4 protein-coding genes are annotated in these 15,698 nt (G+C 74.1%); 1 reads left to right on the top strand and 3 read right to left on the bottom strand.

Features of this window, described 5'->3' with window-relative positions; genetic code table 11:
- The first annotated feature begins 57 nt into the window (after positions 1-57).
- The gene (locus ACFYY7_RS21780; RefSeq protein ID WP_388663629.1) at positions 58-2,373 is read left to right on the top strand and encodes an FdhF/YdeP family oxidoreductase; all 2,316 of its coding nucleotides are present in this window, start codon (positions 58-60) and stop codon (positions 2,371-2,373) included.
- A 27-nt stretch (positions 2,374-2,400) separates the two neighbouring features.
- Here ACFYY7_RS21780 and ACFYY7_RS21775 read toward each other — a convergent pair whose 3' ends face one another.
- From ACFYY7_RS21775 to ACFYY7_RS21765, 3 genes are all read right to left on the bottom strand, one after another.
- Positions 2,401-4,131, bottom strand: a complete 1,731-nt coding sequence (locus ACFYY7_RS21775) for an FUSC family protein (protein WP_388663628.1) — start codon at positions 4,129-4,131, stop codon at positions 2,401-2,403.
- Between the two features lie 195 nt (positions 4,132-4,326).
- Positions 4,327-5,727, bottom strand: a complete 1,401-nt coding sequence (locus ACFYY7_RS21770) for an MDR family MFS transporter (protein WP_388663626.1) — start codon at positions 5,725-5,727, stop codon at positions 4,327-4,329.
- Positions 5,724-15,698, bottom strand: coding sequence for an amino acid adenylation domain-containing protein (locus ACFYY7_RS21765; RefSeq protein ID WP_388663625.1), 9,975 nt, complete (start codon positions 15,696-15,698; stop codon positions 5,724-5,726). Before ACFYY7_RS21765 ends, ACFYY7_RS21770 begins: the two co-directional genes overlap by 4 nt.

Genomic DNA, 15,698 nt, shown 5'->3' with positions numbered 1-15,698 from the left:
CGCACTTCTCTCGGGATCGCCCCCCACCTCGCCCGAACGGCGGAAGGGTTGAAGACCTTGAGCACCGACCACGACGAGCAGCAGCCACTGGAACCCGCGGTCGGTCCCGCCCCCGGGGGCGATCCGGAGTTCCGCCCCTACCACCACCCCGCGGCGGGCTGGGGCGCGGCGAAGAGCGTGACCAATTTCCTGGTGCGCGAGGGTGCTCTCGTCGACGGTCCGCGGGCCATCATGCGGATGAACCACGAGAACACCGGCTTCGACTGTCCCGGGTGCGCATGGCCGGACGACACCAAGGGCCTGCACCTGGACATCTGCGAGAACGGGATCAAGCACGTCACCTGGGAGATGACCCGCAAGCGGGTCGGGCGCGAGTTCTTCGCCGCCCATTCGGTGACCGAGCTGTCCGGGTGGAGCGACTACGACCTGGAGAACCAGGGCCGGCTGACCGAACCGATGGTCTACGACCCCGAGTCGGACCACTACGTCCCGATCAGCTGGAAGGACGCCTTCGAACTGGTCGGCAGCACACTGCGCGGGCTCGACGACCCGAACCAGGCGTCGTTCTACACCTCCGGCCGGCTCGGCAACGAGGCCACGTTCCTCTACCAGTTGATGGCCCGTGAGCTGGGCACGAACAACCTGCCGGACTGCTCCAACATGTGTCACGAGGCCAGCGGCCGCGCCCTTCAGGCATCCCTGGGCACCGGCAAGGGCACCGTCGACCTCAAGGACTGGGAGTCCGCCGACGCGCTGTTCATCCTGGGGGTCAACGCCGCTTCCAACGCGCCCCGGATGCTCACCTCCCTCGCCGAGGCGCACCGCCGAGGCGCACAGATCGTGCATGTCAACCCGCTCGTCGAGGCGGCGGCCACCCGCACCATCGTCCCCCACGACTTCACGGACATGGCCCTGTTCAAGACGACCCGGACCAGCACCCTCAATCTGCAACCGCGCATCGGCGGCGACATGGCGCTGCTGCGCGGCATGGCCAAGTCGGTCCTGGAGCAGTCCGAATCCGATCCCAGGGCGCTGGACCGGGAGTTCATCGACCGGCACACCTCGGGCTTCGAGGAGTACCGGGCGCTGTGCGAGGCCACGTCGTGGGAGGAGATCGAGACCCAGTCCGGGCTGAGCCGCGCCGACATCCTCAAGGCGGCGCGGGTGTACGGCGAGGCCGACCGCTCCATCGTCAGCTGGTGCCTGGGGCTCACCCAGCACGAGCACGGCGTCGACACCGTCCGGGAGATCGTCAACCTGCTTCTGCTCCGCGGCAACCTGGGGCGGGAGGGCGCCGGCCCCTCCCCCGTACGCGGGCACAGCAACGTACAGGGCAACCGCACCTGTGGCATCGACCACCGGCCCGGTGACGCGTTCCTGGACCGCCTCGCCGAAGCCTGCGGGATCGATCCGCCCCGTGAGCACGGGCTGGACACCGTGAACACGATCAAGGCGATGCGGCGCGGCGACGTGAAGGTGTTCGTCGGCATGGGCGGCAACTTCGCACTCGCGGCGCCCGACACCCCGGCCACGTGCGCGGCGCTGCGCACCTGCGAACTCACCGTCCAGGTGAGCACCAAGCTCAACCGCAGCCATCTCGTCCACGGCCGCCGGGCCCTGATCCTGCCTTGCCTCGGCCGTACCGAGAAGGACCATCAGCGCAAGGGCGTCCAGAGCACGTCCGTCGAGGACTCGATGAGCATGGTCCACCTGTCCATCGGCATGAAGCGCCCGGCCTCCCCGCATCTGCTGTCCGAGCCGGCCATCGTCGCCGGCATGGCCCAGGCCGCGCTGCCCGACAGCGACACGCCCTGGCACTGGTACGTCGAGGACTACGACCGGATCCGCGACACCATGGCCAGGGCCCTCGACGGCTTCGAGGACTTCAACCGCCGGGTACGCCTGCCGCTCGGCTTCCGGATCAAGCAGCCCGCCCGTGAACTGGTCTTCCTGACCCCGTCCGGACGCGCCGAGTTCTCCACCGCCGCCCTGCCCGACGTCGTTCCCGCCCCCGGCACGCTGGCCCTGGGCACCATGCGCTCCCACGACCAGTGGAACACCACCATCTACTCCGACAACGACCGCTACCGCGGCATCAAGAACCTGCGCACGCTCGTCTTCATGAACCGGGCCGACATGCGTGAACGCGGCATCGCCGACCTCGGCCCCGTCGACATCACGAGCACCGCCAGGGACGGCAGTCAGCGGTCCCTCAACGGCTACCTCGCCATCCCCTACGACATCCCCCGGGGCTGCGCGGCCGGCTACATGCCGGAGATGAACGTGCTGTGCGCGCTCGGCGACTACAGCACCCAGAGCGACCAGCCGATCATGAAGCACGTCAACGTCACCATCGGCCCCGCCGCTGCCTGAGCCGTCTGTGCACGGTGCCGCCGCGCGTCACCGCCACCGGACGAACCGTTCCAGGAGCAGGTAGGCCCGCTGTTCCGCGGCGGCGAGTTCGGCGGGATCGATCTCGGCGGGCCAGAGCTCGCCCGCCGCGGCGTCGTCGGCCTCGCGCAGCTCCACCACCGCTGCCGCCAGGTAGGTCTGGACGACCGGGAACGACGCCTCCAGGCGGTTGTCCAGGGAGTGCTCCGCGTGTTCGGACGCCTGCGTGCACGCGGCCAGCGCCCGTTCCGCCCGGAGCGCGGCGTGGTCATGGACCACCAGGAGGGCGCAGCCGAGCGCGATGACGATGCCGATGACGCTGCCCAGGGCCCGGTCCAGGACGAGGGCACCGGCGGGTGAGGGCCCGGCCAGGTCGGCCATCAGCAGCGCCAGCGGGGTGAGGAAGACGACGCCGAGGCCGTAGTTGCGGGCCACGACGTACTCCAGCAGGAACTCCAGCAGAACGATCACGAGGACGAGCACCAGGGGATCGGGGTGTGCGGCGAGCACGCCGAGCGCGAGCAGCAGTCCGGCGACCGTGCCCAGGGTGCGCTGCACCGCCCGCCGGGCGGCCGTACGGACGTTGACCGAGTGCAGCACCGCGGCGGCCGAGATCGCCGCCCAGTAGCCGTGGCCGAGGCCCAGCAGGAGGGCCGTCCATCCCGCCAGGCCGGTGCCGAGGGTCATCCGCAGGGCGGGCACGAGCAGGACCGGTCCGTGGCGGCCGTGGGGCCGACCCGTCACCAGTTCCGCGGCGCGCAGCTCGGCGGCGCGCCGGCCGGCCGGAGCGGCCGGAGCGGGCTCGGGACCGGCCACGGGGTCCGGGCCGGTCCGGACGGTCCCGGGCGGGAGCGACAGCTCCGGCAGCAGTCGCGGTTCCCGGCGGCGACGGCTCACCAGCAGCCGGACCTGTCTGCGCAGATGCCGCTCCAGGCCGGCGGGGGCGCCGTGCGGCCGGCGGGCGGAACCGATGAGCAGCGACCAGGAGAAGTCGGTGAGGCGCAGGCAGGTGCCGCCCCGGGTGCCCCGCGCGGCGGCCGTCGGGGGCAGGACGCCGAGGGTCCGGTACGCCTGGAGCACGGCAGCGGTCGCCCGGTGCCTGCCGGGACCGCCGCCGTACCCCGCCTCGGTCGCCTCGCCCAGCTCGGCGAGCTCGCGGAGTGCCGCGGCGACGGCGAGCCGCTGCGGACGGTCCGGGTGCACGAACCAGCCCGCCACGGCCAGCACCCAGGCGACGGCCGCGCCCGATGCGGCCAGCGCGGTCTGCGGAAGGACGTCGGCGAAGGCCGGGGAGCCATTGGCCGCCACGGCGAAGGAGAAGAGCAGCAGCACGGCGCCCAGCCCGCTCAGACCTGCCGCGTCGCAGGCGAGCTTCGCGGCTCCGGCCACCACGGCCATGGCCGCGACCACCACCGCGGCGCCCGCTCCCCCGTCCCGCGGATGGGCCCAGGCGGCGAGCGCCGAACCGCAGCCCACGCACGCGGTCATGGCCACCGCGACCAGTGCGAGGGCCCGGGCCCGACGCCCGTAGGGCAGGTTGCGGCCGAACGTGGTGGTGAAGGAGCCCAGCATGGCGTAGACGGCCTGATCGGGCCGTCCCGCGAGTGCCATCGGGAGCGCCGGCAGCGCCATGGCCAGTGCGGCACGCAGGGCGAAGGAGAAGGCACCGTCCACCTTGTGCAGGGCGAGTGCGCCGCGCGGGGAGAGAGCGCGCCCCAGATGGGCCATGGAACGCCGCATTCCGCTCCCGATGACCACAGGAAGCGGAATGCGCAAACGGGGCATATGTGGTGTATATCACCTGCTCTCGCGCCGGGGCACCTGCACCTGCGCCCGTCAGTTGTTCCCGTGTCCGGTCACCCGCTCCTGCGCCCGGTCAGCTGCTCCCGCGTGCGGGCACCTGCTCCCGCGTCCGGCCGTGCAACGGCTCGCGGCTCATGACCTCCTGACCTCGGTACGGGGCAGCCGTGTCGCCCCGGCGGCGGCCAGCAGGCAGAAACCGAGCACCCACCAGAACGTGTCGCCGAACGCGGCGGAGATGTCCGGGCCGCGGGCGGACAGCCGGTTCTGCAGGACCACCGCGAGGGCGGCTGTGCCGACCGAGCCGCCCACGGTGTTGAGCAGGTTGAGCGCCCCGGAGGCACGCGGGAGTTGTGCGGGCTCGATACGGCTGTAGACGATGTTCATCACGGGCGCACCGACCATGGCCATCCCGAAGCCGCGTACCGCCAGCGCCGAGACGATCACTGCGTCCGGGACCCCGTGGCCGAGCCGGGTGAACGGCACCGTGCCCGCGAGGATCAGCACGATGCCGGTGACGACCAGGGTCCGCGGCGCGACCCTGCTGATGGTCCGGTTGACCAGCACCGACCCGGCCGCCGCGCCCAGCCCCTGGGGGGCGAGCAGCAGCCCCGCCTGCCACGCCGTCATCCCGCGGCCGGTCTGGAAGTACAGCGGCAGCAGGAACATCGTGCCGAAGACCGACGCGCCCAGTACGAGCAGGGCCACGGCGGCGGCGCCGAAGGGCGGCCGGGCGAACAGCCGGGGGTCGACCAGCGGTGTGCTGCGGGTGCGCAGCCCGTGCACGGTGAATCCGGCCAGCATCGCCAGCCCCGCCGAGACGCCGACCACCGCCGGGAGGGTCCGGTCGTGGGCGACCTCGGTCAGCCCGTACACCAGCACGGCCAGGCCGGGCGAGAGCAGCAGTGCGCCGCGCAGATCGAACGCCGTCCGCCGTGTCGAGGGCGGTACCGCGGGCACGTGCCGGCGGGCGAGCAGGGCCGCGGCCACGCCGATCGGCAGGTTGACCAGGAACAGCCACGGCCACGGCGCCACCCCGAGGATCGAGCCGCCGACCAGCGGGCCGAACACCGGTGACAGCAGCGGGACGACCGCGACGACGCTGATCACCCGCCCGGTGCGGGCGGGGCCCGCGACGCGGGCCAGCAGCGCCTGCCCGGTCGCCGGCAGCAGCCCGCCGCCGAGTCCTTGGACCACCCGGAACACGACCAGGCTGGTCACCGACCAGGCCGACGCGCACAGCACCGAACCGAGCAGGAACACCCCCACGGCGGCGAGCCAGGTCCGCCGGCCGCCGAACCGGTCGGCCAGCCAGCCGGACGCGGGCACGGCGGCGACGACGGCCAGCAGGTAGGCGGTGCTCACCCACTGGATCCCGGCGACGGAGGCGCCGAACTCCTCGGCCAGGCTGTCGATGCCGACGCTGACGATCGTGGCGTCCAGCGACGCCATGAAGGTGCCGAGCACCAGGATGAACGCGGTCCGCAGCAGCTGTCCGTCCACCCGCTCGTCCGGCGGCGCGGCTTTCTCGATCACCGGCCCTCCAGAAGATCGCGCACGTCGTTGTCGAGGTGCTTGTCCAGGGCGCGGAGCAGGTCGAGGAGCTCCTCGGCGAGCCCGTCGACGGAGACTCCGGCCCGGTGGGCGAGCACGCCGGTCCAGCCGTCCCCGTCCGGCATGACGGTCAGGGTCACGGGGTGGTGGGTGGCCTCGCGGAAGCGGGTGGCGAGGACCGTGAGTCCGGGGGCGGGTTCACGGAGGCGGTCCGGGTCGACCGGGTAGTTCTCGAACACCACCAGGCTGTCGAACAGCCTGCGCCGCCCGGTCAGCCGTTCCAGGTCGGACAGGGCCACGTGGTGGTGCTCGACCAGTGACCGCTGCCGGGACTGGAGGTCGGTCAGCGTCTCGGCGAGCGTGCCGCCGAGCCGTGCCCGTACCGGCACGGTGTTGGCCAGCAGCCCGATGATCTCCTCGACGCCCGCCAGCTCCGGGGGACGGCTGGAGACCATGGCGCCGAAGCAGACGTCCGCCTGACCGGAACGCCGGGCGAGCAGCACCGCCCATGCGCCCTGCACCAGTGTGTTGCGGGTCAGGCCGCGCCGGGCCGCGAGGCCGGTGAGGTCGGCGACCAGCGCCGCGTCGAACTCGATGACCTCGGGTTCCTGCCAGGCCGGACCGGGTTCGCCGGTGCCCAGGTAGTCGCCCTCGGGCAGCCCGTCCAGCTCGGCCGCCCAGGCACCGAGGCCCGGCTCGTGGTCGGCGCACCAGTCCAGGTAGTCGGCGAAGGGCACGGGAGCGGGCAGGGCGGGGGCCTCGCCTCGGACCCTCGCCGTGTAGAGCGCGAACAGCTCGGTGAGGATGCGCGGGGCCGACCAGCCGTCGGAGAGCACATGATGGCTGGTCAGGACCAGGTCGGCGCGCTCGGGGCCGCGCCGGATCACGGTCAGGCGCAGCAGCGGGCCCCGGGCCAGGTCGAACGGCTCGGCCAGATCCGCCGCCAGCACCTCCTCGGCCTCCCCGTCCACCACCCGGAAGTCCGGCCGGGGCGAGGCGGGGATCACCGCCAGACCGGCGGGGAACACGGCGCCCAGGTTCGGGTGACGGGCCAGCAGGTCGGCGCCCGCGGCGCGCAGGGCGTCGGTGTCGAGCGGGCCGGCGAGGTTGAACGCCGACTGCACGGTGTACGGGTCGGGGCGCTCGGTGCGCGAGTGCCGCAGCATCACCTCCTGCAAGGGGGTGAGCGGTTGTACGTCGGCGACCGGGCGGTCGCGGTCGAGCGCCCCGGCCTCCGGTGCGGCGGCGACCCGCAGGAGCGCGGTCCGCAGCTTCTCGGCCAGGTCCTCGACCTCTGCGGCGGTGAAGAGCGCGGACGGGTGGGTGATCCGGACCCCGAGCAGGTCGTCGCGGACCAGTGCGTTGACCATCAGGGCGTACGGCAGGGGCATCGCGTCGGAGCCGCCCGAGCCGAGCGGGTCGGCGTCCGGGGGTGCCTGCCACGGTGTCTCCCGGTCGGGGGCGCCGGGGTACCGGCCGAGGTAGTTCCAGGCGATCTCCGGTGCCACCGGGTCCAGCAGGCCCGCCGTGGTGAGGATGCCGTGACCGAGCCCGTCGCCCTGTGCGCGCAGCCGCTCCCCGACCGCCCGCACGTCGTCGTCCGCGTCGAGCCGTACGGGGTGCACGGCGGTGAACCAGCCGACGGTCTGGGACAGGTCGACGTGGCGCGGGCGGCCGTGGCTCTCCAGCGCGACCAGCACCTCGGGGGTCCCGCGCCAGTCCCGTACCGCCTGTGCGAGTGCCGTCAGCAGCACTGCGTCCGGTGTGGTGCGGCAGGCGGCCGGCAGGGTCGTGATCAGTGCGCGGGTCGAGTCGGCGTCGAGCCGGATCTCGTGGTGCGCCGCGGTGGCCGCGGTGTCCCGCGCGGGGTCGAGCGGGTGGGTGGTGAGTGCCGGGGTGGCGTTCATCCGCCGCCAGTGCGGCAGTTCGGCCCGGCGGTCGGCGTCGCGCAGCGACCGCGCCCAGCCGAGGAAGGACTGCCCGTGGCGGGTCAACGAGCCCCCCGAGTACGCGTGCTCCAGGTCGTCCAGCAGGACGCGCCAGGACACCCCGTCGACGATCAGGTGGTGCGCGATCAGGACGAGCCGGCCCGGCCGTTCCGGGCCGGCGTCCACCCACACCGCGCGCAGCAGCGGACCGGTGCGCGGGTCCATCGCGTCCCGGGCGGCGGCGATCGCGGCGTCCACCGGGGCCCGCAGGCCGTGCGAAGCCCGTACGCATGTCAGCACCTCGGCCCAGGTCACCGCGCCGGCCGGCGGGATGCGCAGCGCGTCGCCGGCCAGGTGGGCCCGCAGCACGTCGCGCCGGGCCAGGAGCGCGTCGAGCACCGCCCGCCAGGTCGTCGCGTCGCCACCGGGCGGGACGCAGATCTCCACCCACTGGCAGAAGCCGTCCGCGGCGGCCCCCGCCCGGCGCAGCAGGTCCCGCATGACCGGGGTCAGCGGTGCGTCGCCGGTCGCGGGTGCGTCACCGGCGTCGAGTGCGCGGGCCCGCGCCGCGATCCCGGCGACCGTCGCGCCCTCGAACACGTCCCGCGCGCTCAGGCCGAGTCCCCGGCGCCGGGCCCGCGACACCACTTGCAGCGAGACGATGCTGTCCCCGCCGACGGCGAAGAAGTCGTCGTCGGGGCCGATTCCGTCGGTGCCCAGGACGTCCCGGAACACGTCCAGCAGCAATGTCTCGGCCTCGGTGGCCGGTTCGCGCCGCGCGGCGGTCACGGTCTCGGGGACCGGCAGCGCGGCGGCGTCGAGCTTGCCGCCGGGGCTCAGCGGCAGCCGGTCGATGGGCACGAGCACCGTCGGCACCATGTGGTCGGGAAGTTCCGCGGCCAGGTACTCGCGCAGCCGCGCGGCGTCCGGTTCGGCGCCGTCGGCCGGGATGACATAGCCGACGAGCCTGCCTTCCCGCATGATCACGGCGCAGGCGCGTACGTCGGGGTGGCCGGTCAGCGTGGACTCGATCTCGCCCAGCTCGACCCGGAAGCCGCGGACCTTGACCTGGTGGTCGGCGCGGCCGAGGAACACCAGCTGTCCGTCCGGGCGCCACCGCACCAGGTCGCCCGTGCGGTACATCCGCTCGCCCGGCGGGCCGAACGGGTCGGCCACGAACGCGGCGGCGGTCAGGCCGGGGCGGCCGAGGTAGCCGCGGGCCAGGCTCGGCCCGGCGAGGTACAGCTCGCCGGTCACGCCGACGCCGGCCGGTTGGAGCCCGCCGTCGAGGACATAGGCACGGACGTTGGGGTCGGGGCGGCCGATCGGCAGCGGTCCCTCGTCGTCCGGGTCGTAGTGCCACGTCGTGGCGTTGATGGTGACCTCGGTCGGCCCGTAGGCGTTGAACAGCGCCCTGCGGCCCGTGCCCCAGCGCCGCGCCAGTTCGGGGTCGAGGCGCTCGGCGCCGACGACGAAGAAGACGTCGGGGCCGACGGTGCGGTCGTCGGGCATCGCGGCCAGGAACGACGGGAGCAGGTTCACTCCGGTCACCCGGTGCTCGACGATGTAGTCGAGCAGTTCGTCGCCGGGTACGCGCACCTCCTCGGGCGCGATCACGGATGTACCGCCGGAGAGCAGCGGCACCATGGTCTGCCAGAACGCGACGTCGAAGCCGGTCGACGCGAAGTGCAGGTACCGGTCGTGCTCGGTGACCCCGACGACCTCCTCCTGGAGCGCGATCAGGTCGGGCACGCCCCGGTGGGTGACGCCGACTCCCTTGGGACGCCCGGTGGTTCCCGAGGTGTAGATGACGTAGGCGAGGGCGTCCTCGGTGAGCCTCTCGCGTGCCTCGGCCGGGTCGGTTTCCGGTACGCCGGCGAGGGTGGCGGGGTCGTCCAGCCGCAGGACGGGGATGTCGCGGTCGACGGGCAGTTCGGCGCCGGTCGTCACGGCGGCGGCCGGGGCGATGTCGTCGAACATGTAGGCCAGCCGTTCCCGGGGGTAGCTCGCGTCCATCGGTACGTACACGGCGCCGGCCCTGGCCACGCCGAACAGGGCCACGGTCATCTCGATGTCGCGTCCGAGCAGGACCGCGACCGGGTCCTGGGGCCGCACCCCGTGCGCGATCAGCGCATGGGCGAGGCGATTGGCCTCGTGGTCCAACTCCACGTAGCTCAGGCTGCGTTCGCGGCAGACCAGGGCCTCGGCCTCGGGCCTGCGGTCCACCTGGGCGGCGAACTCGTCCAGCCAGTGGCCGCGTTCCCTGGCGGGGACGGCGGCGGTGCCGGTGCGCAGCATCCGGGCCCGCTCGTCGGGGTCGAGCGCGGGCAGCCGGAGCGCGGGCCGTGCCGGGTCGTCGACGATCTCCCGCAGCAGGTTGTGCAGCCAGCGGCCGTAGTCGCGCACGGTCTCCCGGGTGAAGGCGCGCGGCTGGTGGCCGAGGCCGATGGTGATCTCCTCGTCCGGGATCACGATGACGGTCAGCGCGTAGTGCGTGGCGTCGGTGATGTCCACCCCGGCCAGGTCGAGCCCGGGGGTGAGCGGAGTGCGCTTCCGGCTGGAGAGCGGGAAGTTCTCCATGACCAGCATCGTGTCGAAGAGTTCACCGATGCCGGCCGCCCGCTGGATCGCGGGCAGCCCCACGTGGTGGTGCTCGGCCAGTACGACGCTCTCGGCGTGCACCCGTGCCATGAGGTCCAGCACGGTCTCGTCCTGGGTGTGCCGCACGCGCACCGGGATCGTGGTGCCGAGCTGTCCGATCATCGACTCCACGCCGTCGACCTCGGCGGGCCGCCCGGACACCGGACAGCCGAACACGACGTCGCGGCGGCCGGTGAGCCTGCCCAGCAGCAGGCCCCAGGCCGTCTGGAGCACCGTCGTCAGGGTGACGCCCCGCTCGCGGGCGAACGCGCGCAGCCGGTCGCTGAACTCGCGCCCCAGCCGGACGGTTTCGCGGCCGGGCCGCTCGACGGCGGTGCCGTTGCTCGCGGGTGCCAGCCGGGTCGCGTCGTCGACGCCCGCCAGCGCGTCCCGCCACGCGGTGAGCGACGCCTCCCGGTCCCGGCCCGCCAGCCAGCGGAAGTACTCCGACAGCGGTGGGGCGGAAGGTGCGGCGGGGCCGCCGCCCAGCTCGGCGTAGACGGCGAGCAGGGTGCGCCCGACCAGCGGCATGGACCAGCCGTCGAGCAGGGCGTGGTGGTTGGTGATCACGAGCCTGTGCTCGGCGGGCCCGACCCGGGAGAGCAGGAAGCGGATCAGCGGCGGCCGGACCGGGTCGAACGGGCGCTCCAGATCGGCGCGGGCCGCTTCGGGGAACCGGTCGTCCTCCCGCCATTCCAGGGCGACTTCGGCGGGGATCACCTGCACCACGGAGTCTCCGGCCGTGGCCAGGTGGACCCGCAGAGCGGGGTGGCGGCGCAGCAGTTCGCGTGCCGCCTCGGCCATCCGGTCCGGGTCCAGCTCGCCGACCAGGGTGGTCACGGCCTGGACGACGTAGACGTCGGTGGCCCGGTCGTCGCGGACCAGGGTATGGAAGGACAGCCCGACCTGCAGGGGTGTGGCGGGGAGTACGTCGTCGATGCGGCCGGTGCGTTCGAGGGCGTCGATGGCCGCCTGGTCGAGGCCGGCCAGCGGGATGTCCGAGGGGGTGAGCCCGCCCTCGGTGTGCAGCGCGTGCGCGGCCAGCGCGTCCAGCGCCGCCGCCCAGGCCTGCTGAAGGGCCGACACGGCTTCGGTGCCGAGCACCCCGGTCGCGGCGGTCCACTCGACGGCGAGCCGTGGCGCACCCTCCTCGTGGACGAAGCAGTTGAGCGCCAGCACCTGTTCCAGGGCCTTGGCGCCGGGCTCGATCACGGAGAAGGCGTCCTGCTCGGGCAGGCGCCAGCCGGTCGCGGGCAGCGGTGCGAACCTGCCCAGGTAGTTGAGCAGCACGTCCGGTGGCGGGGTGGCCGCGAGTTCGCGGCCGGCCTCCGGGTCGAGGTGGCGCAGGACGCCGTGGCCGACACCGCCGTCGGGGACGGCGCGCCGCACCTCCTTGGCGGCCCTCAGCGTCCGCCCCACGTCGTCGGAGGCGGGAACACGCACCGGGTACTCGCTGGTGAACCAGCCGACGGTACGGGCCAGGTCGAGGTGTTCACGGCCGTGGCCCTCCAACGACACGGTCACCGCGTCGTCGCGCAGGCCCCAGCCCCGCAGGGCGAGCACGAGCGCGGCCAGCAGCACCTCGTCGACACCGGCCCGGTAGGCCGCGGGCAGGGTGGTCAGCAGCGCCTCGGTGGCCTCGGCCGAGGCCACGGTGACCGACCGGTGGGCGGTCGACACCTTGTCGCGCGCCGGGTCCAGCGGCCGGGCGCCCAGCCGGGACGCGGCGCCGAGCGCGGTCCGCCAGTGGTCGAGTTCGCCACGCCGTGCGCCTGATTCCCCCTGACGGGCGAGGAGTTGGGCGTGATGCCGCCAGGAAGCCCCGACCGGTTCGAGTGTGCCGCCCGTGCAGGCCTTGTGCAGGTCGGGCAACAGGATGCGCCAGGACACGCCGTCCATGGCGAGGTGGTGCACGACGACGACCAGCCGGTCCGGGGCGTCGTCGCCGGTGCGGAGCAGGGCCGCTCGCAGCAAGTCGCCGGAGCGCGGGTCGAGTTCGCCCGCCAGCCGCCGGGCCAGGGCGGTCACTTCATCGCCGTGGACCTCGTCGACGACCGCCCGCACCAGGCCCCGGGGCAGTACCTCCAGGCCGTCGCCCGCCCGCAGCCGCAGCGCGTCGTGGTGGTCGAGCACCGTCTGCACACCCGTGACCAGGTCGTCGCGGTCGAGTCCGTCGACATGCAGGGCGGTCCACTGCGCGTACCCGGCGACGACGTCCACGTCGGGGTGCGGGTCGAGCAGGCCGCGCGTGATCGGCGGGGCGGGTACGGGCCCGGTCGGGTCGTCCACCGGCTCCGGGGTCTGCGACAGCAGCTCGGCGGAGGCCGCCAGGGCGGCGAAGCTGCGGCGCGCCAGCAGATCCCGGGGCCGCAGTCCGAGGCCCGCCGCGCGCAGTCTGCTGCTGACGGTGATCGCGGTGATGCTGTCCCCGCCCAGCGCGTAGAAGTCGTCGTCCACACCGACCCGTTCGACGCCGAGCGCCTCGGCGAGGACCCCGCAGAGCAGCCGTTCCCGCTCGGTGCGCGGCTTCCGGCCGCCGCTGTGCAGGGCGGGCGCGGGCAGGGCGGCGCGGTCGAGCTTGCCGTTGGGCGTGACCGGCAGCCGGTCCAGCACCACCACCGCCGCGGGCACCAGGTGTTCGGGCAGCCGCTCGGCCAGGCGGGCACGTGCCTCGTCCCCGGTGACCGAGGCGGACACGAGGTAGCCGACCAGCCGGGACGACCGCACCGCGGCGGCCGCCGCCGTCACCCCGGGCACCGCGGCCAGCGCCGCCTCGACCTCGCCGGTCTCCACCCGGTGGCCACGGATCTTGACCTGTCCGTCGCCCCGGCCCAGGTACTCCAGGCCCCGGCCCGGCACCCAGCGGGCCAGGTCGCCGGTGCGGTACATCCGCTGACCCGGCGCACCGAAGGGGTCGGCGACGAAGCGCTCGGCGCTCGCCCCGGGCCGGCCGAGGTAGCCGCGGGCCAGGTGCGGCCCGGCCAGGTACAGTTCGCCCGCCGTGCCGTGCGGCACCGGCTGCAGCGCGCTGTCCAGGAGGTAGGTCCGGGTGCCCGCGAGCGGGTGGCCGATGGTCGGCTCGTCGCCCTCGATCCGTGCGGTGGTGCTGTCCACGGTCGCCTCGGTCGGCCCGTAGATGTTGCGTGCGGTGATCCCCGATGCGGCGACCCGCCGCCACAGCGCGGGCGGGGTGGCTTCTCCGCCGAGGACCAGGAGCGTGGGCCGCAGCTCCAGCAGGCCGCCGTCGACCAGTGGCGAGGCCATGGACGGTGTGGTGTCCACGATGTCGATGCCGTCGCGGGCGTAGGCGGCGAGCAGGGCGTCGGCGTCGCGCGTGGTCTCGGTGCCGTAGACGTGCAGTTCGTGCCCGCACAGCAGCCACACCAGGTGGTCGAGCGCGGAGTCGAAGGCGAACGAGTAGGTGTGCGCGGCGCGCAGCCGCCTGCCCGCGGCCCGCTCGGCCTCGGCGACGACGGTGGACCGCTGGTGGTGCAGCAGCGCGGCCAGGCCGCCGGCCCGGCCGAGTACGCCCTTGGGGCGTCCGGTGGACCCGGAGGTGTGGATCACGTAGGCGAGGTGCTCGGGGTGCCGGGGCTCGGCCAGTTCACCGGCGGTCAGGGGCGCTCCGGACAGCCCGGCGGCCTCGGCGAGCAGGGTGTGCCACGGCAGTCCGTCGATCGCCCCGTCGGTCAGTACCAGCGCGGGGCGGGTGTCGTCGATCAGCTCGCGCAGCCGCTCGGGCGGGTACGCCACGTCCAGGGGCTGGAACGCGGCGCCCGCGTCCAGCACGGCCAGCAGGGCGATCACCGAGTCGGCCGAGCGCGGCAGCGCGAGCGCCACGATGTCGTCGGCCCCGATCCCGCGCGCCCGCAGGGCGCGGGCCAACCGGTGCACCCGGTCCGCCAGTCCGGCTGCGGAAAGGCGGTCGTCCCCGCAGACCAGGGCGGTGTGCCCGGGGCCGGCGGCGGCCATCGCGTCGAAGGCGGCCGGCACGTCCACCGGTGTGCCGGGCAGCGCGGGCGGGCACCGGTCGGCGAGCAGTTGGTCCACGTCGTCGGTCAGGGCGATCCTCCCGACGGGCAGGCCGCCGGTCAGCCCGGACAGCAGCGCCCGCAGCCCGGCGAGCAGGCCGTCGACAGCGGCCTGGTCCTTGGACCGGGCGTCGACCTCGAAGCCGAGCAGCAGCCCGCCGTCACGGGTCGGCAGGACGCTGAGGCCCATGTCCTCCGGCGGACCGCCCGCGACGTTACGCATCACACCCGTGGCCCCGGCGAAGTCGAGCGCCAGGTCGAACGCCTTGAGGTTGATCCCGCGCCCGTGCAGCAGCGCGCCCGCGCCGGGCGCCGCGAGGTCCCGGGGCAGATCCTCGCCCCGGTAGCGCTGATGGTCGCGCATCTCGCGCATGGCGGTGGAGACCCGTCGGCTCAGTTCCACGAGGTCGTCCCCGGCGCGCACGGTCACCCGCAGCGGCAGCACGTTGACGGCCATGGCGGGGGTGCGCAGTTCGGTCGAGCCGGTCCGGCACATCAGGGGCAGCGCGAACACCACGTCGGTGCGGCCCAGCATGCGGTGCAGGAAGGCGGCGTAGCCGGCGATCAGCGCCTCGCCCCATGTGACGCCGGCCCGGTCGGCGAAGGCGCGCAGCCGGGCCGTCTCCTCGGGGGCGATGACGGCGCGGGCGGTCAGGGTGCGGCCGGGCAGACCGGCGGCGGCGAACTCACCGGGTTCGTCGAGGTCGGGCAGCGGGGTGAACCGCTCGACCCAGTACGCGCGGTCCTCGGCGCTCCGGTCGCTGTCCCGGTAGGCCCGGTCGGCGGCGACGAGGTCGGCGAACCGGCCGAACGTCGACCGGGGAGGTTCGGTCCCGCGCACCAGGGCGGTGTAGCGGGCGGCGGTGCGGCGGGCGAGCAGGGAGGCGGTGTAGCCGTCGAAGACCAGGTGGTGGCCGAGCTGGGTGTACCAGACCTCGTGGTCCGAGAGCTTGATGACGGTACGTGAGCAGAGCGCCCGGTCGACCATCCCCCGGCATGCTTCGGCGGCCCGCCCCCGCTCGTCCTCGACGAGCGCGTGGGCCGCGGCCGCTGGGTCGGCCGCGCCGCTGACGTCGATCACCTCGGGCGGCCCGACCGGTTCCCCGCTCACCGCCTGGCGCGGCCCGTCGGGGGTGTCGTACACCCGCAGTCGCAGGGTCTCGGCCTCTTCGGTGGTCGCCCGGACCGCTTCGGCCAGCGCGTCCACGTCGACCGGTTCGCCGCCGGATATCTCCACCACGTCGCCGACCAGGTAGTAGGGCGAATCGGGTTCGAGGCGCTGCGCGTTCCAGATGCCCGTCTGGGCGCCGGTCAGGGCGAGCAGGCCGTCCGAGGAGGCGCTTGTGGTGCTCAA

It is taken from the genome of Streptomyces sp. NPDC001933, from assembly GCF_042890955.1.
Taxonomy (GTDB): domain Bacteria; phylum Actinomycetota; class Actinomycetes; order Streptomycetales; family Streptomycetaceae; genus Streptomyces.
This window is presented reverse-complemented; position numbering and strand designations above follow the sequence as displayed.

Coding starts and splice junctions, on each gene's coding strand:
- ACFYY7_RS21775 (WP_388663628.1), bottom strand. CDS start 4,131: ATGCGGCGTTCCATGGCCCATCTGGGGCGCGCTCTCTCCCCGCGCGGC.